This window comes from Cellulosimicrobium cellulans, assembly GCF_006539945.1.
GTDB lineage: Bacteria > Actinomycetota > Actinomycetes > Actinomycetales > Cellulomonadaceae > Cellulosimicrobium > Cellulosimicrobium cellulans.
The window spans coordinates 1-22,923 of sequence record NZ_BJNZ01000013.1 but is presented as its reverse complement, the minus strand read 5'-3'; the positions used below and the strand labels follow the sequence as shown (position 1 = coordinate 22,923).

The window sequence follows — 22,923 nt, the reverse complement described above, 5'->3', positions numbered from 1 at the left end:
CGCTACGGCGTCGGGTCCTCGCCCGCGTCCGGGTGCCAGACCGAGGCCAGCGCGCTCCAGTGCTCGTCCGTCATGAAGGACAGCGGGGTCACGTTGACCGCCCGCACCCCGTTCGTGGCCGCGAGCGTGGCGGCTCGCGCCATGACCTCCGGCGAGATGCGCGCGGTGCTCGCGGAGCTCCCCGCCCACAGGCCGACCGACACCGTGATGCGTGACATGTCGAACCCGGCTCCCGCGAGCGCCGCGGTCAACGCCTCGACGCTGCTGACGTCCCGCCCGCTGGGCTGGAAGTACGCCCAGACGGTCAGCCGGTCGACGGCCGTCAGCAGCACCTCGTAGTCGTGTCCGCTGCTCGGGACGCCGCGGGCGAGGTCGTCCCAGTCGACGCGGACCTCCATGGAGAGCGCGACCCGTGCCGTGTCGCCTCGCTGGACCTCGTCGAGCCCCGTCCGCATGCGCGTCAGGAGCCCGGCGAGCACGTCGGACCTCCAGCTCCCGAGCTCCGGCGCGTCCTCCTCGACCGCTCCCGACTCGTCGCGAGGCCAGTCCTGCGCTCCGGTCATCTCGCGGTAGAGCGCCAGGTCGTCGTCCCCGAAGGTGTAACGGTCGAGGAAGAGCTCGGTCACGGAGATCTGCGCGGGCTCGTACCGCCGCCCCAGCTCGACGACGTAGTCGACGAGCCTGTCACCCACGGGTCCCTTCGCGAGAGCGCTCGCCGAGGCCTGGTACTCCGCCGGCTGGCCGTCCGGCGACCTGCCCGCGAGCGACGGGTCCTGCTCGAGCCAGCGCGGGACGTACGCGTCGACGATGAGGCCGACGTCCCGGCGCGCTCCGTCAGGACCCTGCCCCAGGGCGCGTGCAGCCACCGCGAGGTGGTCCGTGCCCGGCTCGGCCGCAGCGTCCGGGTGGTCGTCCCAGTCGAACGCGGTGTACTCCACCCGGCCGGCGTTGAGCTCGACGGCGTTCACGCCGGCTCGGTCGAGGTGCTGGTCGATCGACGACCAGTCCGTGTCCGGGTCCGCGACGATGCCGAAGTCGACGCTGACCGAACGCAGGTCCTCGGGCGGGACCGCGGCCCGCATCGGCGGGACGGACGCCTCCCACGGGCGCGCCAGGACCACCGCGAGCACGAGCACCGCGACCACCGGGACCGCGATCAGCACGAGCCAGGGTCGTCGTCGGCGCGCAGCCCGGGGACCGACACGGTGCCGGTCCTCTCCAGCTTGTCCCATCGTCCCTCCGCGTCGGACGCCTCGAGGCGCGTCGCCTCCATCATGACCAGTGTCATCAGCGAGGAGTAGATCGGCCAGAGCGGCACCGTCCACAGGTACCGGAGGTCCCGTGGTGCGCGGTCGAGGAGGACCGCGAGCAGCAGGAGCGCCAAGGACAGCGGGATCCCCAGGAACAGGACCCACTCCCACCACGACGGGGGCAGCCAGCCTGTGCCCTCGACCACGACCAGGACGCAGAGCGCGAGCAGGGCGAGGATCTGGAGGAAGGGGCCTGACACCTGCGCGACGGTGTTGTAGAGGAGGTACGCCCCGAAGCGCCCGTACCGGAGGTTGCCGATCATCCGCCGGTGCAGCGCCGACACCTGGAGCAGGCCGCGTGCCCACCGCACGCGCTGTCGCCACAGCCCGCGCACGGTCGACGGCGACTCGGCGTGGACGAGGGCGTCGGGTGCGAAGGTCACGCGGTAGCCCGCCCCGTGCACGCGCCACGTCAGCTCGAGGTCCTCCCCCAGGGTGTCGGTCCGCAGGGGGCCCGTGCGCTCGAGCACCTCTCGGCGGAAGGCACCCACGTTCCCCGACACGACCGGGAGGCAGTCGACCACGTCGAGCGCACGCCGCATGAGCCCGGTGCCGACATGGCTGACGAGGGCGAGGAACCGGGTCAGCACGTGGTCGAGGTTGACGGGTCGGTCGTTCCCGCAGACGGCGCCGACGGTCGGGTCGCGGAACCCGCGCAGCAACCGGGTGATCGTGTCGGGGCGGAAGACGCCGTCGGCGTCGACGAGGAGCACGACCTCTCCGCGCGCGAGCGCGATGCCCCTGTTGAGGGCGGCGCCCTTGCCCGCGTTCTCCTGCCGCACGGCGCGCACGCGTTCGTGCGCCTCGGCCAGCCGCCGCATCCTGTCGTACGTGTCGTCGCGGGACCCGTCGTCGACGCACACGACCTCGAAGCGGGGGTAGTCGCTCCGCAGCAACGAGCGGATGCAGTTGTCGATGACGACGGCCTCGTCGAACGCGGGCACCACGACGGACACGAGCGGGGGCTCGCGCCACGTGGGACCCAGACCGGCGGGGCCCGGCACCTCGCGACGGCGGCGTGCCTCGAAGACGAGCGCGAACGGGACGAGGACGAGGCGGACGAGCCCGACGACCAGGAGCGTCGCGCCGAGGACGAGCACCAGTGCGGTGGCGACACCGGTGACGACGGTCGGCATCCCTCAGGCCGGCCACTCGCCGAGCACCGCGTCGAGCAGCTCGGGCGCGGACGCGGACACCGCGCCGAAGCGCGCGTTGACCTCCAGGACGACCGGGGTCCCGTCACCCAGCCGACGAACGTCCATGTCGAGCGGCCCGACGAGCCCGAGTGCCTCGGTCGCGGCGCGCGCGACGTCGGCGACGTCGGCGGCGTCGCCCTCCGGGAGGCGCGTGACGGTCGTCGCGTTGCCGACCCGACCCTGCTTGCGGCCGGTCTTCTCGAGGACGACGACCTGTGTCTCGCCGGTCGTCGGGGACCGGTACACCTGGGGGCAGTACTCCGGTCCCGGCGCGAACGACTGGACGATCCACGAGGCGTCGAGCGTCGCCCACACCGGGTCGCGCGCGTCCTCCACGACGTGGACGCCCCGCCCTCCGCGCGCGACCCGCGGCTTGACGACCACCGGGCCCGCCGCCCAGTCCAGAGCCTGGGCGGCGGAGTCCAGGGCGTCCGCGACCGCGTGACGGGGCACCTCGATGCCCTGTCGGTCGAGAGCGAGCATCGTCAGGAGCTTGTCGGCGGCGGTCGCCGTCGGGCCAGGTCCGGCCACGACGACCCTGCCCGTCAGTCCGGCAGCCTCGGCGAGCACGGCGAGGTGCGCCAGCTCCTCCGAGACCGACGGGACGAGGAGGTCGGCCTCGTACCGTCGGACGAGCTCGAGGGTCGCACGATCGTAGGCGGGTTCGCCCGCGGCAGGGACGGGGTCCACGTGCTCGAATCCGGGGACGGCTCGGGGCGTGAGGTCCACGCCGACCGCACGCACGTCGGGCCGCCGGGCGAGCTGGGCCCCCAGGGCTCGCCCCGCCGGGCCTGCTGCACCGGTGACGACGACCGTGCGACGCTCCCCCATCGTCCGAATGTACGGCGAGGCTCCGCGACCCGCAGCACCACGACCACGCGGTGCTGGCTCAGGTCGGCGACCGGTACGATGAGCCTCACAACTTCACGCTTCACCGGTGGTCCTGCGCGCCGTCGTCGGCGACGGGGCCGCCGTGCCGCCCGAACCACGACGGGAGAGCTCGGCACCACGGTCCTCACGACCGGGCGCCGGCGCCGAAGGAGCAACTCCTCCCCGGGAATCTCTCAGGCTCACGTACCGTCGGGGTGAGGCAACTCTGGAAAGCGGCCGTGCGCTCGTCGGACCTCCGGCGGCCTCGGCCCACCGACGGTGCAAGTCGGCGCGCCCCGGCCCTCGTGGCACGGCGGACCGGCAAAACTCTCAGGTCGACGCGTGCGTCCGATGACAGAGCGGGGAGGGACCCGCCGTCGTCCCCTCCACCGGGAGTCCCTCGTGACCCAGCAGTCCTTCGACCCCAGCTCACGGCACAACGCCGCGTCCGGCGCGTTCGCGCCGCGCCACCTCGGCCCTCGCGGGCGGGAGGTCGGGGCGATGCTCGACCAGCTCGGCTACGCCTCGCTCGACGCGCTCGTCGACGCGGCCGTCCCGGCGTCGATCCGCTCCGAGCGTCCGCTCGACCTGCCCGCGGCGCGCACCGAGGCCGAGGTGCTGGAGCACCTGCGCGCGCTGGCCGGCAAGAACGTCGTCAAGACGCAGATGATCGGGCTCGGCTACTACGGCACCGTCACTCCCCCGGTGATCCGCCGCAACGTCCTCGAGTCCCCCGCCTGGTACACCGCGTACACGCCGTACCAGCCGGAGATCTCGCAGGGTCGTCTGGAGGCGCTCCTCAACTTCCAGCAGGTCGTCGAGGACCTCACGGGCCTGGACGTCGCGAACGCGTCGCTCCTCGACGAGGCGACCGCGGTGGCCGAGGCCGTCGCCCTCATGTGGCGGGCGTCGCGCGCGAAGAGCGGCTACGTGGCCCTCGACGCCGACCTCTTCCCCCAGACGCTCGCGGTGACGCTCGGTCGCGCGCACGCCGTCGGCCTGCCCGTGGTGGTGGCCGACCTGTCGGGCGGCCTGGACGCGGGGCTCGCCGCGGCCCGCGCCGCAGGGGCCTTCCCCGCCGGGGTGGACGACGACGCGCAGCTCGTGGGCGTCGTCGTCCAGCAGTCCGGGGCGTCGGGACGCGTCGTGGACTGGCGCCCCGTCGTCGCGGAGGCCAAGGACGCGGGCGCGCTCGTCACCGTCGCGAGCGACCTGCTGGCTCTGACGCTGCTCGTCTCGCCCGGTGAGCTCGGCGCCGACGTGTCCGTGGGCTCGGCTCAGCGGTTCGGCGTCCCGCTCTTCTACGGTGGCCCGCACGCGGCCTTCATGGCCGTGCGCAAGGGCCTGGAGCGCTCGCTCCCCGGTCGCCTCGTGGGCGTCTCGATCGACGCCGACGGTGACACCGCTTACCGCCTCGCGCTCCAGACGCGCGAGCAGCACATCCGCCGGGAGAAGGCGACGAGCAACATCTGCACCGCGCAGGCACTGCTCGCCATCGTGGCGTCGATGTACGCCGTCTACCACGGCCCCGACGGCCTCCGCGCGATCGCCGAGCGGACCCACGCGCACGCCACGGCCCTCGCGGGCGCCCTGCGCGCGGGCGGCGTCACCGTCGAGCACGACGCCTTCTTCGACACCGTCCGCACCGTCGTCCCGGGCCGCGCCGAGGCCGTCGTCGCTGCCGCGGCGGCCGCAGGCGTGAATCTGTACAACCCCGACGTGGACCATGTACAGATCGCCTGCGACGAGACCACCACTCCCCGGGCCCTCGCTGCAGTCCTCGAGGCCTTCGGCATCGGCGACGGGGCGGCCCCCGCCGCCGGGACCACGGACGCTCTGCCGGCCGGGCTCCGGCGTGAGACGAGCTACCTGCAGCACCCGGTCTTCCACCTGCACCGCTCCGAGACCTCGATGCTGCGCTACCTGCGGCGCCTCTCGGACAAGGACCTCGCGCTGGACCGCACGATGATCCCGCTGGGCTCGTGCACCATGAAGCTCAACGCGACGGCGGAGATGGAGGCGATCTCCTGGCCGGAGTTCGCGGACCTCCACCCGTTCGTGCCCGCCGACCAGGCGCGGGGCTACGAGGAGCTCATCGGCGGCCTGGAGTCCGCGCTCGCGGAGATCACGGGCTACGCGGGGGTGTCGGTGCAGCCGAACGCGGGCTCGCAGGGCGAGTTCGCGGGCCTGCTGGCGATCCGCGACTACCACGTGTCGCGCGGCGACACGGCCCGCGACGTGTGCCTCATCCCCGCGTCAGCGCACGGGACGAATGCGGCGTCGGCGGCCCTGGCGGGTCTGAAGGTCGACGTGGTGAGGACGGCCGAGAGCGGCGAGGTGGACCTCGACGACCTGCGCGCCAAGCTGGCCGACCACGGCCCGCGGGTGGCGGCGATCATGATCACCTACCCGTCGACGCACGGCGTCTACGAGGAGCACGTGCGCGAGGTCTGCGACCTCGTACATGAGGCTGGTGGTCAGGTGTACATCGATGGGGCGAACCTCAACGCGCTCGTCGGCCTCGCACGCCCGGGCGAGTTCGGGGGCGACGTCTCGCACCTGAACCTGCACAAGACGTTCTGCATCCCGCACGGCGGGGGAGGACCCGGCGTCGGCCCGGTGGCCGTGGCCGAGCACCTCGTCCCGTTCCTGCCCGGGGACCCGCTCGCGCCGGGCGGGTCCACCGCGACGCCCGTCTCGGCGACGCGCTACGGGTCGGCCGGGATCCTGCCGATCTCGTACGCGTACGTCGCGCTCATGGGTCCGGACGGGCTCACCGAGGCCACGAAGACCGCCGTCCTCACGGCGAACTACGTCGCGAGCCGCCTCGCCGACCACTACCCGGTGCTCTACACCGGGCCGAACGGCCTGGTCGCGCACGAGTGCATCCTCGACCTGCGACCGATCACGGCGGAGACCGGCGTGACGGCGGAGGACGTCGCGAAGCGGCTGATGGACTACGGGTTCCACGCGCCGACCCTGTCGTTCCCGGTCGCGGGCACCCTCATGGTCGAGCCGACCGAGAGCGAGGACCTGGCGGAGCTCGACCGGTTCGTCGACGCTCTGATCGCGATCCGCGGCGAGATCGACGCGGTCGCGTCAGGCCGCTGGGCCGTCGAGGAGTCCCCGCTGCGCGGCGCCCCGCACACGGCGGCGGCGCTCGTCGCGGAGACGTGGGACAAGCCGTACTCGCGCGAGCTCGCGGCGTACCCGGTCGCGAGCCTGCGGTCCGGGAAGTACTGGCCGCCGGTGCGCCGCATCGACGGTGCGCGGGGCGACCGCAACCTGGTGTGCTCGTGCCCGCCTGTGGAGTCCTACGTGACGGGAGACCTCGCATGACCGACCCGATCGACCACCCCGCCGACCAGCCCGTCGAGCAGCCCGCCGACAGCCCGACCGACAGGCACAGCCCGCTGCACGACGAGCACGTCGCGCTGGGCGCGAACCTCACGAGCTTCGGCGGCTGGCTGATGCCGCTGCGCTACACGTCCGACCTCGCGGAGCACCGCGCGGTCCGTGAGGCCGCGGGGCTGTTCGACCTCTCGCACATGGGGGAGATCGAGGTCGCCGGACCGCAGGCGGCGGCCGCGCTGGACCATGCGCTCGTCGGCAACCTCACCGCCGTCGCGCCCGGCCGGGCGCGCTACACGATGATCTGCCAGGAGGACGGTGCGGTCCTGGACGACCTCGTCGTGTACCGGCTGGGTGCGGAGCGCTTCCTCGTCGTCGCGAACGCGGGGAACGCGGACCTCGTCGCACGCGAGCTCGTGGCCCGCGCCGCGGGTTTCGACGCCACCGTCACGGACCAGGGGGCGGGCACCGCGCTCGTCGCGGTCCAGGGCCCCCGTGCGGAGGAGATCGTCGTCGGCCTGACGGGCGCCGTCGGCACGGACGCCCCCGGGACGGACGCGGCGGGCTCGGACGCCGCCCGGGCCGTGCGCGACCTGAAGTACTACGCGGCCGTCCCGCTCGCGCTGTCGACGGACGCCGGTCCGGTCGACGCGCTCGTCGCGCGGACCGGGTACACGGGGGAGGACGGCTTCGAGCTGTTCGTGCCGGCGGACCGTGCCGCGGACCTGTGGCGCACGGTGCTCGCGGCCGGCGCGCCGCTGGGCCTCGTCCCGGCGGGCCTGTCCGCGCGCGACTCGCTGCGCCTGGAGGCGGGCATGCCGTTGTACGGGCACGAGCTCGACACGACGACCACGCCGTACGAGGCGGGACTCGGTCGCGTGGTGAAGCTCGACAAGGTCGCCGACGACGGCACGCCGCTCGAGTTCGTCGGTCGGGCGGCGCTCGCGGCGCGCCGGGCGTCCGCGCCCGCGCGCGTGCTCGTCGGCCTGAAGGGCCTGGGGCGCCGTCCCGCCCGGGCGGGCTACGCCGTCGTGCTCACCGACGCCGAGCCCGGGGGAGCGGTGGGGGAGTCCGCGCGCCGGGTCGGCACCGTGACCTCGGGGGCGCCCTCGCCGACGCTGGGCTACCCGATCGCGCTCGCGTACGTGACGCCGGAGCTCTCGGCGGAGGGCACCGAGCTCGCGGTCGACGTGCGCGGCCGCGCGGAGCCCGTGGTGGTCGTGCCGCTCCCGTTCTACCGTCGTCCCCAGCAGTCCTGACCTGCCCAGCCGTCCCAGAGAGCTCGAAGGAGAATCCCATGACCGAGGCCCAGTTCCCGGCCCACCTGCAGTACACGGCGGAGCACGAGTGGATCGACGGCTCGAACCCGGCCGTCGTCGGCATCACGGCGACCGCCGCCGAGGCGCTCGGTGACATCGTCTACCTCGAGCTGCCGGAGGTGGGCTCCGAGGTGACCGCGGGCAGCGTCATCGGCGAGGTCGAGTCCACCAAGTCCGTGTCGGAGCTCTTCTCGCCCGTGACGGGGACCGTGGTCGAGGTGAACCAGGCCGCGATCGACGACCCGGCGGTCGTGAACTCCGACCCGTACACGGACGGCTGGCTGTTCAAGGTCGACGTCGTCGAGACGGGCGACCTGCTCACCCCGGACCAGTACGCGGCGCACGTCGGGAGCTGACGCCCGTGCCGGGGCGGTGAGGACCGCCCCGGCACGAGCCGCACGCCGCGAGGATCAGCGGAACGTCGTGGCGTAGTAGGTCTGCTGGTCGACCGTCTCGACCCGGACGTCCTGCGTCCGCTCGAGATGACGGCGCAGGTTCTCCGCGAAGCGGAGCGAGTCGTCGTTGAACCGCGAGACGTCGTACGCGCACACGACGCGGTGCGCGGCGAGGTGCGCGACGAGCGCGTCGATCATGTCCATGAACGTCCGGCTGGCTCGGCGACCCGGGTGGGCGAGCGTGAAGCCGATGTACCAGACGGCGCCCCGCGCGGCGTGCTCGGGGTACCGCGCCGCGAAGAACTCGGGGCTCACCCAGGGTACGGCCGCGAGGTCGGTCGCCAGGGTGGTGAGCCCGACCGCGGTCCCGTCGTGGTCATGGGCGAGAAGCTTGAGGACCCGCGGGTCGCTCATCTCCTCGTCGAACTCCTCGCGGTGCAGCACGTGCCGGGCGGCCGCGCGCGTCCGCAGCGGCTCGAAGGCCGCGAGGTACAGCTCCCAGAAGCGCTCGGCGAGCTCGGCGTCGACGATCTCCTCGAACGTGACCCGGGCGCGACCGGACCCGGCCGCCGGTGTCGTCGTCATCGACCCTCACCGCCCCAGCCCTCGCGCCGGTAGGCGGCGACCACCACGGAGCACACGGGCAGCGACTCGCAGCGGACGCCGACGATCCGACGCCCGGCGGGCGCGTACCTGTTCCCCCGGGAGGCCGACAGGTCCTCGATGCTGAGCGTGAGGTCGAGGTCGAGCTGCTCACGGGACGGTGCCTCGTGCTCCACGAACAGCCCGGCTCCGGTCCCGTCGTCCCGCAGCGACCAGGCGATGCCGGCCCAGGCCTCGTGCCCGGGCATCACCGAGTGCGCCTCGGCGTACACGCAGTACAGGAGGTCGCCGTGACCGCCGTAGTGCTCGTCGAGGCGGTCCACCTCGACGACGCGCGAGCCCGGGGGCACCACGGAGCTCAGCCGGACCAGGTTGAAGTCACCTACCCCGGCGTCCACGAGCGCCGCGTCGAAGGCCGCGAGCTCCGTGCGCCCCGTACCTGTCCCTTGACTCACGAAGATGGTGGGTCCGTCGCCCGTCATCGCTTCTCCGTCCTCAGTTCTCGTGCTCTTCGTCGCCGTCACCCGCGCCCGGCCTCCCGACCGCGGTGTCGAGGAGGTCCAGCACCGACTCCAGGAGCCCCTCGGGTGTCGTGCGTTCCTTGCGGAGGAAGACGGTACGCCCGAGACGGAGCTCGTCCTGCGCGCGAGGGTCGAGCCGCGCGCCGCTGTAGACCACGAGCGGGATGCGGCGCAGGTGGCCGTCCTGCCGGAGCGAGGCGACCAGCTCGCGCCCGCCGCCGTCGGGCAGCGTGAGGTCGAGCACGACGAGCGCGGGCTCGTCGTCCGTCGCGAGCGACGCACGGGCCTCCCCGACGCTCCGGGCGAGGGTCACGACGAGCCCGGCCCCCTGGAGCAGCGTCCGCAGGACCTCGCCGAGCTCCGGGTCGTCCTCGACGACGAGGACGCGCGCGTGGTGGGGCCGCAGCGCGATGACGTCGCGGACGGTGCTCTCGAGCTCGGTGGGCCCCACCGGCTTGACGAGCCATCCGTCGGCCAGGCTCGCCGTCGTCTCCGCTTGCGCCGGTCGGGAGCCCGAGACGATCACGACGGGGACGTCCGCCGTCGCCACGGACTGACGTATCCGGCGCAGGACGTCGTGGCCGTCCCGACCGGGCATGGCGAGGTCGAGCACGACGGCGGCGGGCCGGGCGGCCTCGACGGCGTCGAAGGCGTGCGCGCCCTCCGTGACCCCGATGACCTCGTAGCCGCGCGACTCGAGGACGGCGCGCAGGACGTCGACGACGTAGGCGTCGTCGTCGACCACGACGACGCGCGGCTGCCCGATCGTCGGGACGGCGGCCGGCTCGTCGTCGTCGGGCGTCGTCGGGGGCGAGGCGGGGAGGGCCGACAACGGAAGCGTCGCGTAGAAGGAGGAGCCGGTGCCGTTCCCCTCGCTCGTGGCCCAGATGCGTCCGCCGTGCCGCTCGACGATGCTCTGCGAGATCGCGAGCCCGAGCCCGCTGCCGCCCCGTTCGCGCGAGTCGGAGGCGTCCACCTGCTCGAAGCGCCGGAAGATCGCCTCCAGCTTGTCCGGAGGGATGCCCCGACCCTCGTCGTCGACCCGGAGCTCGACGAGGTCGCCCCGCGTCCGGGCGGAGACGCGGACCGTCGAGCCCGGTGGCGAGAACTTCACGGCGTTGCCCAGGAGGTTGGTGAGCATCTGCACCACCCGGTCCGCGTCGACGTGCACGAGGAAGTCCGTGTCCTGCTGGACGATCTCGACCCCGGCGTCGCTGGCGAGCATCCTGACCTGGTCCGTGGCCGTCGCCACGAGCTGAGCGAGGTCGTGGTCCGCGTGCTCGAGCGGGGTCGTCCCGGAGTCCATGCGCTCGATGTCGAGGATGTCGTCCACGAGGCGGCTGAGACGGTCGCTGCTCGAGCGGGCGACGTGGACCATCCGTGCGGACGCGTCGGGCAGCTCGCCGAGGGCACCGCTGTCGAGCAGCCCGAGCGCACCGCGGATCGAGGTGAGCGGGGTGCGGAGCTCGTGGCTCACGATGGACACGAACTCGTCCTTCAGCCGCTCGACCTCCCGTCGGTCGGTCACGTCGCGAAAGACCACCACGGCACCGAGGATGCGACCGTCGTCGCGCAGCGGGCTCGCCGTGACCTCGACCGGCACGTCCTGGCCGTCGGGGCGGCGGTAGACGTCGTCCTCCGCGACGGCCGTGACTCCGTCCCGGACCGCCTCCGTGATGTAGCACGTCGCCAGGGGGTACGGCAGCCCGTCGGCGTCCGGGGCGTGGAACAGGGCGTGGGCCTCGTGCCCGATGAGGGACTCGGGGCTCGCGCCGAGCGTCCGGGCGCCCGCGGCGTTGACGAACGTGACCCGCCCGTCGGGGTCCACGCCGTAGATCCCGTCCGCGACGGACTCGAGGGTCCGCGCGCGTTCGCTGGCGAGCGCCCTGAGCTGCGCGGTGCGTTCCTCGACGCGGCGCTCGAGGCCGTGCAGCAGCGACTCGTTGTCCGCGACCACGAGGATCTGCCGCGCGACGACCGCGACGAGCACGACGACCCACAGCAGGTTCGAGAGCCAGGAGACCCCGTCCGCGCTCTGCGCGACGCGGACGAGCGCCGCCCCGAGGAACAGGCAGAAGGTCACCGTGGTGCCGAGCACCGCGGAACCCTCCGCCGGTCGAGGTGCCACCGGGCTCCCCGACGCTGCGCGATGGCGGGCGGCGAGCGCGATCATGAGATAGCCGCCCACCCAGCCGACGTCGACGGGGCTGCCGAACGTGAACGACCCGTCCGCGGACAGCAGCGCGAACGCGACGTCGGCCACCGCGTACAGGACGAATCCCGTGCCGACGAGGACGAGGGGGACGCGTTCCGACGCGCTCGAGCGTGTGAGGACGAGGACGGCGAAGGTCGCCAGCAGCGCGTCGACGACCGGGAGCAGGTAGGCGGTCAGCGCCGCCGACCCCGGCTCCTGCGTACCCACGTCGCGCAGCGTGACGGCGTACAGAGCGATGTAGAGGACCGAGCCGCCGACGACCACGCTGTCGAGCAGCATGCGGCCGATCTCCTTGCCGCGGGGGCGCACCGTCGGGAAGAAGGCGAGGCCGACCACTCCGAGGAGCAGAGCGGCGATGTAGGCGACGTCTCCCGTCGTGGGGTCGCCGATCACCCCCGCGTACACGTTCCCGACGAGACCGACCGCGCCGCCGATCGAGAGCAGGCTCCACGCCTGGCGGCGCCGGCCGGTGGAGCGCGCGGCGCGCCAGCCGCAGCTCGCCGCGGCGATCGCACCGGCCCCCACGAGCGAGAGCTGCGCGATGCCTCGCCGGGTCGACGCGTCGAGCGGGCTCGCGAGGACCACCACGAGGACGGCGAGTGCGACGCCGACGACCCAGCACCAGCGCACGAAGGGATCGCGCGCACCGGTACCGGCCCGCTGCTGCTCCATGCGCCGAGCCTAGGCGACGGCCTGCTGCCGTGCGCTGCCGGGCCGGCGCCTCTGCACTAGCGTCGGGGTGATGAGCGAGGAGGGGGAGGTCCGTCGGCGGGTCGTCGTGATCGACGACGACCCCTCGATCCGCGAGGTGGTCGAGCTCGCGTTGCGCGTGGTCGGGGGATACGAGGTGCACGTCGCCGCGGACGGCGAGGAGGGTACGGCGCTCGCGGAGCGGGTCGGCGCGGACGCGATCCTGCTCGACGTCATGATGCCCGTGGTCGACGGTCCGACCGTGCTCGCGGAGCTGCGGGCGCGGCCGAGCCTGCGGGACGTGCCGGTCGTCTTCCTCACCGCCAAGGTGGGTGCGGGGGAGATCTCGCGGCTCGACGGGCTGGGCGCTGCCGGTGTGATCACGAAGCCGTTCGACGTCCTCGACCTCGGCCCTCGGCTGGGGGCGCTCCTGGGGTGGAACCCGTGACCGCCGATGCCGGGGGAGACGTGGGGGACGAGCTGGACGAGGCCTTGACCGTGCTCCGGCGGCGGGCCCGGGCCCGCAACGCGGCGCGCGTCGACGAGATCTCCCGTCTGCTGGGTATCGGTCCGGGCGGTGCGGGCAGCGCGTCGCCCGAGGCGGTCCTCGCCGCCGCGGCGCTCTGCCACGCGATCGCCGGGTCCGCGGGCACGTTCGGCGACGACGAGACCACCGAGGAGGCGCGCGCTCTCGAGAGGACGCTGCGGTCGGACGACCTGCCCTCCGTCGCTCCGTCGCTCCGCCGGCTGCGCGAGCTGACCGGAGAGCCCGGGAACGACGCGAGCCCGGAGTCTTGAGGGAATCTTGAGGTTCTCCTGCGGCAGCCGTGGGGTTCCCCCGAGGACCGGCCCCGAGTGTGGGAGATGTCGGGGGAAGGTCCCCCGGACTCGCAGGGGGTAACCCATGATCGACACCGTGACGTCTCCTCAGCACCTGACGACGTCGGCGCGCCGCGCGTCCCGCGTCCCGACGCCGACCTATCTCTCGTCAGGTCCCCGGCAGACGGTCGACGAGGCCATGGCGGCGCTGAGCGACGCCGTCGAGCGGTCGCTGCAGGAGGACCTCGCCCAGGGCATGGTCCCGACCGTCGAGCAGATGAGCGTGAGCGTCGTGACGCGTCCCACGTCGTCCGTGGAGGACTTCACCGCCGTCGCACTGCTGCTCCTGACCTACGAGCACGCCGCCTGACCTGCACGAACGCCGCGAAGGCGGCGTTCTGCCCGGCTCGGGACGGACGTCCTGAAACTCGCCGCGAGAAGTCGCGTCATGAATCGGCTCCTGGTCCATCTCTTCATGTAGCACCACACCGGAACTACGCCACGTGGGGATGACGTGCCCGGAGAGCACCTGGAGGAGAACATGAGCACTATCGAGCTGGTCCGCCCCATGGCGGCCCCGTCGGAGCTGATCGCCACGCCGATCGCCCCGCTGACCCGCCGTGAGCGGGTCGTCCTGTCGAACCTGTCTGAGGACGTCACGCTCGAGCAGATCGCCACCAAGCTCTTCGTCACGCGCAACACGGTCAAGTCGCAGGTCCGCAGCCTCTACCGCAAGCTCGGGGTCTCGACGCGCGCCGAGGCCGTGGCCTGGGCGCGGGCGGCCGGCCTGCGCTGACCGACGGCTCGACGGTCCTGCCGGGCCGTGGGCGTGACCGTGTCACCCGCACGACACGACGCCGTGCGACACTCCGCGTATGACTCTGCGCAGACTGGTGGTGGCCGCGGCGATCGTCGACGATCTCGTCGCTCCGCGGCTCCTGCTCAGCGCGCGCCGGTCACGACCGTCGCACCTCGCAGGTCGGTGGGAGTTTCCCGGGGGCAAGGTCGACCCCGGAGAGACGCCGACGGAGGCGCTGCACCGCGAGCTGCGCGAGGAGCTGGGCGTCGCCGTCGATCTCGGTGACGAGCTCGTGGGGCCCGACCACGGGACGTGGATCATCACGGACCGGCACGTCATGCGCCTGTGGTTCGCCCGCATCACCGCGGGGGAGCCGCAGCCCCTCGTGGAGCACGACGAGCTGACCTGGCTCGACGCCGGGAGCTGGCTGACCGTGCCGTGGCTCGACGCCGACGTGCGGATCGTCGAGGCGCTCGCGCGCCAGGTGGCGGCCGAGGCGGTCTGACAGCGGTCCGACCGGCACCCCGTGCCGACGTCGTGAGGTGTCGAGGACCCTTCCCGCCACCCCGTCCGTGAGTGCATGGAACAGTCGCGGCCGAATCGATCCGACCGCGACTATTCCATGCACTCATCGGGGTGGGGTCAGCCGATCGGCTGGACCCAGGGGGACGGCGCCGGGGGAGCGACGACCGGCGGGCGGTCGTCGCAGCTCGGCGCGTTGGGCACGAACCTCCCGAGCCAGTTCACGGTGCCCGGCTCCCACGGGCTGAGCGACGTGCCGTCGTTGCCGCCGAGGTCGGTGAGCGTGAACTCGGTGCCGCCGTCCGGGAAGGTGAACGCCCCGCAGTTGTTCACGCCCGCCCAGCCGACGTTGCGCGCGTCGACGTTGTCGAACGACGCCCCGCCGCGCACGCGCGCGCTCACGACCGACGTCCCGGTGCCGTCGACCCGCACGTCCTTGAAGGCGACGCCCTCGATCGCGACCTGGTCCTTCACGCCCCAGTCGGAGACCAGCATGATCGCGTTGTACGTGCTGTCGAGGTAGTGGTCGCCGGTGATGCGGACGTCGGCGTCGATGTCGCGGTCGAGTGCGTAGAACCAGATCGCGCCGAGCCCGATGTTCCAGTTGAGCTCGTACGTGCCCGCCCGGACCGCCGTGTTGTCGGTGAGGTGGAGGTAGCCCGCGAACGGCTCCGCCCCGAACCGCGACCCGACGTGCAGCCCGCTGCCCTCGCGCACCGGGTCGGCGACGAGGTTCGCGCGGACGGTGTTGTCCGTGCCGCCGTAGACCGCGATGCCGTTGGCGAGAGTGTTGGACTGGATCGTGTTCCGCTCGAGCACGTTGCCGCTGTTCGCCAGCTTCTCGGACCACAGGGCGAGGCCGTCGTCGCCCGTGCTCCGGACGAAGTTGTTCCGCACGACCGAGTTCGTCACGCCCCCGTGGAAGTTCAGCGCGTCGGCGATCTGGTCGACGATCACGGTGTTCTCCACGCGCAGGTCGTCCATCGGCCCGTCGAACCAGAGGCCGACCTTGGTGTGCTGGAGGTACAGCCCGGAGATCGACGAGGCGCTCAGCGCGCCGCCGACGCCGTTGACCTGGTCGGTGTCGACGCGCTCGCGCACGTCCCCGACGATCGCGAAGTCGCGCAGGTGCACGTTCCTGCTGCCGCCCTCGTCGGCGTACCTCCCGTAGAACCCGACCCCGGTGTGCACGGACCCGTCGGGGGCGGGCGTGTCGAGCGCGACCTCCCTGCCCGTGAAGATCGTGTACCAGCTCCCGGCGCCCTGGATGGTCACGTCGTCGACGACGATGTGCCGGTTCACCTGGTAGACGCCCGGCGGGACGTACACCTCGAGCCGGTGCCTCTTGGCGAACGCGATCGCCTTGTCGATCGCATCGGCGGAGTCGCGCCGGCCGGTGGGGTCCGCCCCGAAGAGGAGCGCGTTCGCGGCGAGCAGGCGCACCTTCGGCGGCGCGACCTTCTCGGAGTCGAGCAGGTCGACCACGGTCCACGCCGCCGCGCCGCGCGTGGGCACCGTGAGCCGGACGACGTCGCCCTTCTTGTACGTCTGGCCGAGCAGCAGCCGCTGCTCGTCGTAGAACTTCATGGGGCGGAACGGCTTCTCGAACGTCGGGGTCGGCGTCGTCTCCGCGGGGACGCACGCGCACTCGGTGACCCACCAGCCGGGCTGGAGGAGGCCCGCCGTGGGGTCGTTGGTGAACGGGTACTGGTTGTACAGGTAGGAGTACGCCGACGTGAGGGTCATGCGCCGGTCGACCCCGACCTTCTTGCCCTGGCGCAGGACCGACACGTCGAGCGGCGACGTGATCCCGCCGCCCGTGGGGGAGTCGGGGATCGAGTACCGGACCGTGATCGCGTTCGCGTCCGCGGGGAGGGTGAACTCCACGTTCTGCCCCGCCGCGAGCCGGACGGCCGAGCGACCCGACGCCTCGGCCTCGATCGTGTAGGCGTCACGGCCGGGCCCGATGACGGTCCCCGTCGTCACGGCGTTCTCCGCCTCCTGCTCGAGGAACGGGACGGTGGCGCCGCGTCCCTCGACGAGCGCCGGGTCGACGGCGGCGCGCGTCACGACCGCGGGGGCCGGGGGCTGGGGCTTGCCGTGGGCGAGGGCCGACGACGCGGTGCCCGCCACGAGCGTGAGGGCGACGGCCGCGGCGGCGGCGACCCGGGCGCGCCGCCGCGCCGCGGGGTGGTTCGTGCTGCGAATCATCGTTGACCCGTCTTCTCTCGGGAGGCGGTCCGCCTCCGTGCTCACCGGAGGGCGTGCTGTCCCTCCGGCCCGCTGCACGGTCGCACCTCCGCGCAGGGTCGTTCGTGCCGAACACTAGAGTGCCGTCGTCCTGAGCACAAGGCTCTGTCGTGATATTGCGGAGCACAGTTCAATTCTTGCGTGCGCGAGCCTGCCTGTCCGCCGGGAGGGCGCGAGCCGTAGACATCGGCGGCGATGGTATCTACCCTAGGTAGACGAGCGGTGCTGCCACGGTAGAAAGGTACCCATGAGCCTGAACATCAAGAACGAGCGCACCCACGCGCTGGTGCGCCGGCTCGCGGAGACCACGGGTCAGTCGCAGACGAGCGCGATCGAGGAGGCGGTCCAGCACCGTCTCGACGAGGTGCTCGAGTCCCGGTCGAGGGGCGACGAGGCCGTCGCCGCCCGACGCGCCGAGATCGCCCGGCTCCTCGACGAGATCCGCGTCGACCTCGACGTCGAGAGCGTGCGTGCCGCCGAGGCGTCGCTCTACGACGAGCGCGGTCTCCCTCGGTGATCGTCGACACGTCGGCGCTCGTCGCGGTCGTCCTGGACGAGCCGGGTGCCGACACGCTCTCCGAGATCCTGCTCGCCGCCAGCCGTCCGCGCATGGCCGCCCCGACCCTCGTCGAGCTCTACGCAGTACTCGACAACCGGTCGTCCCCGGCGCAACGTCGCCGGCTCGACGCCCTCCTCGAGCTGTACGGGATCGAGGTCGAGCCGTTCACGGCCGAGCACGCCGAGATCGCCCGCGAGGCGTACCGCGAGTTCGGCCGGGGGAGCGGGCACCCCGCGCGGCTCAACCTCGGGGACTGCTTCGCGTACGCGCTGGCCGCGGCGACGCGCGACCGGCTCCTCTTCGTCGGCGACGACTTCTCGCGCACCGACCTGCGGCCCGCGCACGAAGCCGCACCGCCCGCCTGAGCAGGGTCGCGCTCCGCGCTCGACCTCGGACGGCGCGCGGACAGGCACCGCGCCCGGTACGTTCGCCGCGTGAGCCGCTTCGGAGCCAAGATGCGCGCGTCCGCCGCCGCCGCGGGGGAGAGGGTCCCGCCGTGGGTCTCCGTCGCGCTCGGGGTCGTGTGCGCGCTCGTCGGCGCGGCCGTCGTCCTGCGGCCGTTCGCGTCGCTCGCGCTGCTGGTGGTCGCGGTCGTCGTGGGGGCGGTCGTCCTCGGTGTCACGGAGCTCGTCGCCGGTCGTTCGCCCGACCGGGGCGACGAGCCCGGTCCCGGCGCACCGCGAGCCCCGCGGTGGCCGCACGTCGTGCGCGGGCTGGTGTTCCTGGCGCTCGCGGTCGCGGTCGTCGTGTGGCCGGCGCCGTCGATCGTCGTCGTCGCGGTCCTCGTCGGCGTCGGGCTCGTCGTCGCGGGCGTCCTGGACGGTTTCGAAGGGGCGGGGTCGGTCGGCGTCGACCGGTGGACGCGCCTGGCGCTCGGGGTGGCCTCGGTCGTGCTGGGCGTCCTGGCCCTCGCGTGGCCGGACGTCACCGTGCTCGTCGTCGCCGTGGTCTTCGGAGTCCGCGTCGTGGTCCTCGGCGTCCGCCTCCTCGTCGCCGGGGTCCGCCGTGCTCGCGCGCAGGCGGGACCGTCCGGCGCCACGTACGGCGCCGTGCCCGTCGACGCGGGCGGCGCGCTCGCAGCGCCCGACCCGTCCGGGCCTCGACGCCACGGCCGGGTCGCGCTCGTCGGCGCGGTCCTCGCGGTCGTCGGGGCCGGGGCGCTCACAGCCGTCAGCGTCGGTCTGCACCGTGCGGCGCCGCAGGTCGACGCGTTCTACGACCCGCCCGCGTCGGTCCCGGACGAGCCCGGCCGCCTCGTGCGCGCCGAGCCGTTCACGCGGCAGATCCCCGACGGCGCGACGGCGTGGCGCATCCTCTACACGACCACCCGTGACGAGGGCGAGCCCGCGGTGGCGAGCGGGATCGTCGTCGTGCCGGACGCCGTCCGGGACGATGCCGCGTCGCCCGTGATCGCGTGGGCCCACGGCACGACGGGCTCCGCGCGCGGCTGCGCACCGTCCGTCCTCGACGAGCCCTTCGAGTCCGGCGCGTTCTTCCTGCTCGACGACGTCCTCGCGCACGGCTGGGCGCTCGTCGCCACGGACTACGTGGGTCTGGGGACCGACGGCCCCCACCCGTACCTCGTCGGCCAGGGCGAGGCGCGGTCCGTCCTCGACGCCGTGCGCGCGGCGCGCGAGCTGGACGGCGCGACGCTCGGCGAGCAGACCGTCGTCTGGGGCCACTCGCAGGGCGGCCACGCCGCCCTGTGGACCGGGGCCGTCGCCCCGGAGTACGCGCCCGACGTCCCGCTCGTGGGCGTCGCCGCGCTCGCGCCGGCGAGCGACCTCACCGGCCTCGTGTCCCACCTGGAGAGCGTCACCGGCGGCAGCATCTTCGCGTCGTTCGTCGTCGAGGCGTACGACGCGATCTACCCGGACAGCGACGCGGCGGGGTACGTCCGCCCGGGTGCGCGGTTCGTCGTGCGGGAGATGGCGTCGCGCTGCCTGTCGGAGCCGGGCGCGCTCGTCTCTGTCGCCGAGGCCCTGTCGATGGACCAGCCGCTGTGGACGACCGACCCGGCGACCGGCCCGCTGGGCGAGCGCCTGGCCGAGAACGTGCCGACGGGTCCGGTCGCTGCGCCGCTCCTCGTCGCCCAGGGGACGTCGGACACGCTGATCCTCCCCACGGCGCAGGAGGCGTACGTCGGCGCGCGGTGCACCGCCGGGCAGCCCGTCGACTACCGCACGTATCAGGGGCGGGACCACGTCGGGCTCGTGCAGGCCGACTCCCCGCTCGCCCCCGACCTCGTGCGGTGGACCGAGGCGCGCCTGGCGGGCGAGCCGCCGACTCCCACCTGCGCCGCGGGGTGACCAGCCCTCAGGGGGCGACCAGGCCGCCGTCGGCACCGGTGACGAGGATGCGCGTCATGACCTCGCCTTATGCCCCTGTCAGGGGCCGGTCGTCGCGTTCTTGCGATTCTTCTGTCGAGGGCTTGCTTTCCGAGGTGGCGGCGCCTGCCCGCGCGCGCAGCATGCTCGCGACGTCCGCGAGCGTGCTGCCCACCGCGCGCGGCGCGCGCTCGGGGCGGAGGTAGCGCGCGTCGTCGTCCGGGTCGTCGGCCCCGCCGGGCGCCGCACCCGCCCCGGTCCCGGTTCGCGGAGCGTCGGTCGGGACCGGGGCGGGTGCCGCCGCCGTGCCCGGCACCACGCGGCCGCCGCCCGCACGCCATGCGAGCGTCGCGTCGACGAGGCGCCGGTACACGCCCGCGTCGAGCGGGTCGCGGAGCCACGCGTCCGCCGCCTCGGCGACGTGCCGCGCGAGCCGCGCGTCCTGGTCGGTCATGCGGTCCCCTCCCGCGCTGGTGCCTTGCTGCGCGAGCCTAGCCCCGGCCGCCGGGTGGTGACCGGAGAAGGCCCTCGGAAGGGATCACGGCGCGTTGCGAGCGCCCGCGCGCCGGGCGACGGTGGCGAGCGGAGGTGGTCGCCGTGGCCGACGTGTTTCCCCGGATCGCCCAGGTCGTGCTCGACACGACCGACGCCCGTGCGCTCGCGGAGTTCTACCGCGCGCTGTTCGGGCTCGAGTACCGCGCCGGCGACGAGCCGCCACCGGCCGGCGAGCCGGACCCGGCGGGTGCCGACTGGCTCGTGCTGCGCGCCGCGCCGGACGGGGTCCAGCTCGCGTTCCAGCAGGTCGGCACGCTCCCGCCGTCGACGTGGCCCGACGACGGCGTCCCGCAGCAGATCCACCTCGACTGCACCGTGCCGTACGTCGCGGAGCTCGACCGGCAGCACGAGCGCGCCCTCGCGCTCGGGGCGCGCCTGCTCCACGACCGGTCCGACGACCCGGAGGAGCCGCTGCGCGTCTACGCCGACCCGGCCGGGCACCCGTTCTGCGTCTTCGTGGGGTGACGGCGCCCGCTCGGCGCACGACCCGGCCCTCCCGGGCTGTCGTGCGACCACGGGCCCGAGCTCGCCCCCGGCCACGGGTCGCGCGATCATGCGTGCATGACCGCGACCCCCCTCACGACCGCCGAGCTCACCGACGTCTACACCGACCTGCACCGGCACCCCGAGCTCGCATTCGCGGAGCACCGCACCGCGGGCATCGTCGCCGAGCGGCTGCGCTCGTGGGGCTACGAGGTCCACGAGGGCCTGGGCGGGACGGGCGTCGCCGGCGTCCTCGCGAACGGCGGCGGCCCGCGCGTCCTGCTCCGCGCCGACATGGACGGGCTCCCCGTCACCGAGCGCACCGGCCTGTCGTACGCGTCCACGGACACCGCGACCACGCCCGACGGGCACGAGTCCGGGACGATGCACGCGTGCGGGCACGACGTCCACGTCACGTGCCTGCTCGGCGCCGCGGCCGAGCTCGCCGCTCACCTCGACACGTGGACGGGGACGCTCGTCGTCGTGTTCCAGCCCGCCGAGGAGGTGGGCGGGGGAGCGCGTGCCATGGTCGCCGACGGCCTCTACGACTGCACGGGCGGACGGCCCGACGTGGTCCTGGGTCAGCACGTCATGCCGCTCCCGGTCGGCGTCGTCAACCTCACGGCCGGGCCCGCGATGGCCGCCACCGACTCGTTCCGGGTCACCCTGCACGGCAAGGGTGGGCACGGGTCGAGCCCGGAGTCGACGGTCGACCCCGTCGTCATGGCGGCCGCGACCGTCATGCGGCTCCAGGGCGTCGTGTCGCGCGAGGTCGGGGCGGGGGAGTCCGCGGTCGTCACCGTCGGTGCCCTGCGCGCCGGCACCCAGGCGAACATCATCCCCGGCTCGGCCGAGCTGCTGGTCAACGTGCGGTCGTTCACGCCCGACGTCCGCCGCCGCGTGCTCGCCGCGATCCACCGCATCGTCGACGCCGAGGCGGCGGCCTCCGGCGCGCCCGCCGCGCCGGACTACGAGGAGGTCTCGACGTTCGACCTCATGGTGAACGACCCCGTCGCCGCCGAGCGCACGCGGGTCGTCCTCGCGCGCACGCTCGACGAGCAGCGCGAGCGCATCGAGGCCGCCGGCGGCCGGCCCGCCGTCGTCGCGCTGCCCCCGCTGCCGGGCTCCGAGGACGTCGGCGACCTCGCCACCGCGGCCGACGTCCCGCTCGTCTACTGGAACCTCGGCGGGTTCGACCCGGCGCTGTTCGCCGCGTTCGACCTCGCGACCGCGACGGGCATGGGCAACCTGCCCGACGGCGTCGCGCCGAACCACTCCCCGTTCTTCGCCCCGGCACCGGAGCCCACGCTCGACCTGGGCGTCGCCCTGCTCGTCGCCGCGGCGCGCGAGTGGCTCGCGGGCGACGACCGCGACGCCCGCCCGTGAGCGCGGCGTCCCCAGCCGCCGGCGGCGCGCGGGAACCGGGTGCCTGGGTGCCCGACGGCGACCGCCCCCTCGTCCTGCCACTCGCCCGGCGGCGGCCGCTCTTCCTCGTCCTCGGGCTCGGGCTGATCGCCGCGGCCGTGCTCGTCCTGCGCCAGGTCGTGCTCTACCCGGAGTCGGTGCGGGTGCCCCTCCCGGTCGCGGTGGTGCTCCTGACGCTCGTCGTCGCGTTCCTCGGCGGCCTGGGCACCGCGACCGTCCGGGCCTTCGTGCGGGCGCCGCGACGGACCGCGACCGTCGGCCCCGACGGCCTGGCGCTCGGCGCCGCCACCCTGCGGCTCGACTGGGCCGAGCTGGAGGCCGTCGCGGTCCACGTCACCGCCGTCCGCCCCGCGAGCACCCACCTCATGCCGAAGGGCCCGGCGAGCTCCGTCGCCGTCTCGCTCCTGTGGCGCCCGCGCGCCGGCTCCGATGCCGCCGACGACCCGTCGCCCCTCGCGCGCCTCGTGCTCCCCGAGCTGTTCACGCACGAGCGCCTGCTGTCGACCGTCCCGTTCACGGCCGACCTCGACGTCCCCGTCGCGCGCGACCTCGACACCGCCCTGCGCCACTTCGCCGGCCCGGCCTACCACCCCCCGGTGCTGCCGAGGTAGAACGGTGGTTGCGCGAGGTAGAGCCGTGGTCACGCGAGGTAGAGCCGTGGTAGCGCGAGGTAGAGCCGTGGTCGCGCGAGGTAGAGCCGTGGTCGCGCGAGGC

General features: G+C 73.8%; 22 protein-coding genes and 1 riboswitch. Of the genes, 14 read left to right on the top strand and 8 right to left on the bottom strand.

The annotated features are described in order from the left end of the window. Positions 1-2: 2 nt before the first annotated feature. The 3 genes from CCE02nite_RS11255 to CCE02nite_RS11245 are packed head-to-tail and all read right to left on the bottom strand — an operon-like array spanning position 3 to position 3,337. Complete coding sequence (locus tag CCE02nite_RS11255; RefSeq protein ID WP_255318809.1) at positions 3-1,163, bottom strand: hypothetical protein; 1,161 nt, start codon at positions 1,161-1,163, stop codon at positions 3-5. Beyond that, positions 1,157-2,446, bottom strand: coding sequence for a glycosyltransferase family 2 protein (locus CCE02nite_RS11250; protein ID WP_141389738.1), 1,290 nt, complete (start codon positions 2,444-2,446; stop codon positions 1,157-1,159). The genes CCE02nite_RS11255 and CCE02nite_RS11250 overlap by 7 nt, the downstream gene beginning before the upstream one ends. 3 nt (positions 2,447-2,449) lie before the next feature. Beyond that, entirely contained in the window at positions 2,450-3,337 is an 888-nt protein-coding gene (locus CCE02nite_RS11245; protein WP_141389737.1) for an ATP-grasp domain-containing protein, read from the bottom strand. Positions 3,338-3,487: 150 nt separating this feature from the next. After that, positions 3,488-3,596: riboswitch (glycine riboswitch) on the top strand. 281 nt (positions 3,597-3,877) lie between these two features. Here CCE02nite_RS11245 and gcvP point away from each other — a divergent pair. Genes gcvP through gcvH form a run of 3 tightly spaced genes read left to right on the top strand, consistent with a single transcriptional unit; the run spans position 3,878 to position 8,402 of the window. After that, the gene (gcvP, locus tag CCE02nite_RS11240; RefSeq protein WP_371861921.1) at positions 3,878-6,715 is read left to right on the top strand and encodes an aminomethyl-transferring glycine dehydrogenase; all 2,838 of its coding nucleotides are present in this window, start codon (positions 3,878-3,880) and stop codon (positions 6,713-6,715) included. Next, positions 6,712-7,986: a glycine cleavage system aminomethyltransferase GcvT gene (gene gcvT / locus CCE02nite_RS11235; RefSeq protein ID WP_141389735.1), complete on the top strand. Its 1,275-nt coding sequence runs from the start codon at positions 6,712-6,714 to the stop codon at positions 7,984-7,986. Before gcvP ends, gcvT begins: the two co-directional genes overlap by 4 nt. A 38-nt stretch (positions 7,987-8,024) precedes the next feature. Beyond that, a complete protein-coding gene (gene gcvH, locus CCE02nite_RS11230) occupies positions 8,025-8,402 on the top strand; it encodes a glycine cleavage system protein GcvH (protein WP_141389734.1) in 378 nt (125 codons plus the stop codon). Between the two features lie 54 nt (positions 8,403-8,456). Here gcvH and CCE02nite_RS11225 read toward each other — a convergent pair whose 3' ends face one another. Genes CCE02nite_RS11225 through CCE02nite_RS11215 form a run of 3 tightly spaced genes read right to left on the bottom strand, consistent with a single transcriptional unit; the run spans position 8,457 to position 12,452 of the window. After that, positions 8,457-9,026, bottom strand: a complete 570-nt coding sequence (locus tag CCE02nite_RS11225; RefSeq protein ID WP_141389733.1) for a hypothetical protein — start codon at positions 9,024-9,026, stop codon at positions 8,457-8,459. Then, the gene (locus CCE02nite_RS11220) at positions 9,023-9,526 is read right to left on the bottom strand and encodes a pyruvoyl-dependent arginine decarboxylase (protein WP_141389732.1); all 504 of its coding nucleotides are present in this window, start codon (positions 9,524-9,526) and stop codon (positions 9,023-9,025) included. The genes CCE02nite_RS11225 and CCE02nite_RS11220 overlap by 4 nt, the downstream gene beginning before the upstream one ends. Before the next feature lie 13 nt (positions 9,527-9,539). Next, on the bottom strand, positions 9,540-12,452 hold the full coding sequence (locus CCE02nite_RS11215) for a response regulator (protein ID WP_141389731.1): 2,913 nt from the start codon (positions 12,450-12,452) through the stop codon (positions 9,540-9,542). 70 nt (positions 12,453-12,522) lie between these two features. Between CCE02nite_RS11215 and CCE02nite_RS11210 the strand changes: the two genes are divergently transcribed. The 5 genes from CCE02nite_RS11210 (at position 12,523) to CCE02nite_RS11190 (ending at position 14,593) form a co-directional block, all read left to right on the top strand. Then, positions 12,523-12,918 (top strand): response regulator, encoded by a 396-nt coding sequence (locus tag CCE02nite_RS11210; RefSeq protein WP_141389730.1) that lies wholly within the window; start codon positions 12,523-12,525, stop codon positions 12,916-12,918. Further along, positions 12,915-13,268: an Hpt domain-containing protein gene (locus CCE02nite_RS11205; RefSeq protein ID WP_170227293.1), complete on the top strand. Its 354-nt coding sequence runs from the start codon at positions 12,915-12,917 to the stop codon at positions 13,266-13,268. The genes CCE02nite_RS11210 and CCE02nite_RS11205 overlap by 4 nt, the downstream gene beginning before the upstream one ends. Before the next feature lie 106 nt (positions 13,269-13,374). Continuing rightward, entirely contained in the window at positions 13,375-13,659 is a 285-nt protein-coding gene (locus CCE02nite_RS11200) for a hypothetical protein (RefSeq protein WP_141389728.1), read from the top strand. Positions 13,660-13,830: 171 nt separating this feature from the next. Further along, a complete protein-coding gene (locus CCE02nite_RS11195; RefSeq protein WP_082140876.1) occupies positions 13,831-14,085 on the top strand; it encodes a helix-turn-helix domain-containing protein in 255 nt (84 codons plus the stop codon). Between the two features lie 79 nt (positions 14,086-14,164). Further along, positions 14,165-14,593, top strand: a complete 429-nt coding sequence (locus tag CCE02nite_RS11190; protein ID WP_141389727.1) for a (deoxy)nucleoside triphosphate pyrophosphohydrolase — start codon at positions 14,165-14,167, stop codon at positions 14,591-14,593. Between the two features lie 137 nt (positions 14,594-14,730). Here CCE02nite_RS11190 and CCE02nite_RS11185 read toward each other — a convergent pair whose 3' ends face one another. After that, positions 14,731-16,821, bottom strand: a complete 2,091-nt coding sequence (locus CCE02nite_RS11185) for a glycosyl hydrolase family 28-related protein (protein ID WP_141389726.1) — start codon at positions 16,819-16,821, stop codon at positions 14,731-14,733. 286 nt (positions 16,822-17,107) lie between these two features. Here CCE02nite_RS11185 and CCE02nite_RS11180 point away from each other — a divergent pair, with 286 nt between their 5' ends. The 3 genes from CCE02nite_RS11180 to CCE02nite_RS11170 all read left to right on the top strand — a co-directional run bounded on the left by CCE02nite_RS11180 (position 17,108) and on the right by CCE02nite_RS11170 (position 19,728). Continuing rightward, positions 17,108-17,377: a type II toxin-antitoxin system VapB family antitoxin gene (locus tag CCE02nite_RS11180; protein ID WP_141389725.1), complete on the top strand. Its 270-nt coding sequence runs from the start codon at positions 17,108-17,110 to the stop codon at positions 17,375-17,377. Further along, a complete protein-coding gene (locus CCE02nite_RS11175) occupies positions 17,374-17,784 on the top strand; it encodes a type II toxin-antitoxin system VapC family toxin (protein WP_141389724.1) in 411 nt (136 codons plus the stop codon). Before CCE02nite_RS11180 ends, CCE02nite_RS11175 begins: the two co-directional genes overlap by 4 nt. Positions 17,785-17,853: 69 nt before the next feature. Beyond that, complete coding sequence (locus tag CCE02nite_RS11170; protein WP_255318807.1) at positions 17,854-19,728, top strand: lipase family protein; 1,875 nt, start codon at positions 17,854-17,856, stop codon at positions 19,726-19,728. Between the two features lie 67 nt (positions 19,729-19,795). On the opposite strand, the gene CCE02nite_RS11165 is transcribed toward CCE02nite_RS11170, so the two are convergent. Continuing rightward, entirely contained in the window at positions 19,796-20,200 is a 405-nt protein-coding gene (locus tag CCE02nite_RS11165) for a hypothetical protein (RefSeq protein ID WP_141389723.1), read from the bottom strand. A gap of 143 nt (positions 20,201-20,343) precedes the next feature. Between CCE02nite_RS11165 and CCE02nite_RS11160 the strand changes: the two genes are divergently transcribed. The 3 genes from CCE02nite_RS11160 to CCE02nite_RS11150 all read left to right on the top strand — a co-directional run bounded on the left by CCE02nite_RS11160 (position 20,344) and on the right by CCE02nite_RS11150 (position 22,820). Next, complete coding sequence (locus tag CCE02nite_RS11160) at positions 20,344-20,766, top strand: VOC family protein (protein WP_141389722.1); 423 nt, start codon at positions 20,344-20,346, stop codon at positions 20,764-20,766. Between the two features lie 96 nt (positions 20,767-20,862). Beyond that, positions 20,863-22,170 (top strand): amidohydrolase, encoded by a 1,308-nt coding sequence (locus CCE02nite_RS11155; RefSeq protein WP_141389721.1) that lies wholly within the window; start codon positions 20,863-20,865, stop codon positions 22,168-22,170. A 47-nt stretch (positions 22,171-22,217) separates the two neighbouring features. After that, positions 22,218-22,820 carry a hypothetical protein gene (locus CCE02nite_RS11150; RefSeq protein ID WP_141389720.1) on the top strand — a complete coding sequence of 201 codons (603 nt, stop codon included), beginning with the start codon at positions 22,218-22,220 and terminating at the stop codon, positions 22,818-22,820. Positions 22,821-22,923: the final 103 nt, after the last annotated feature.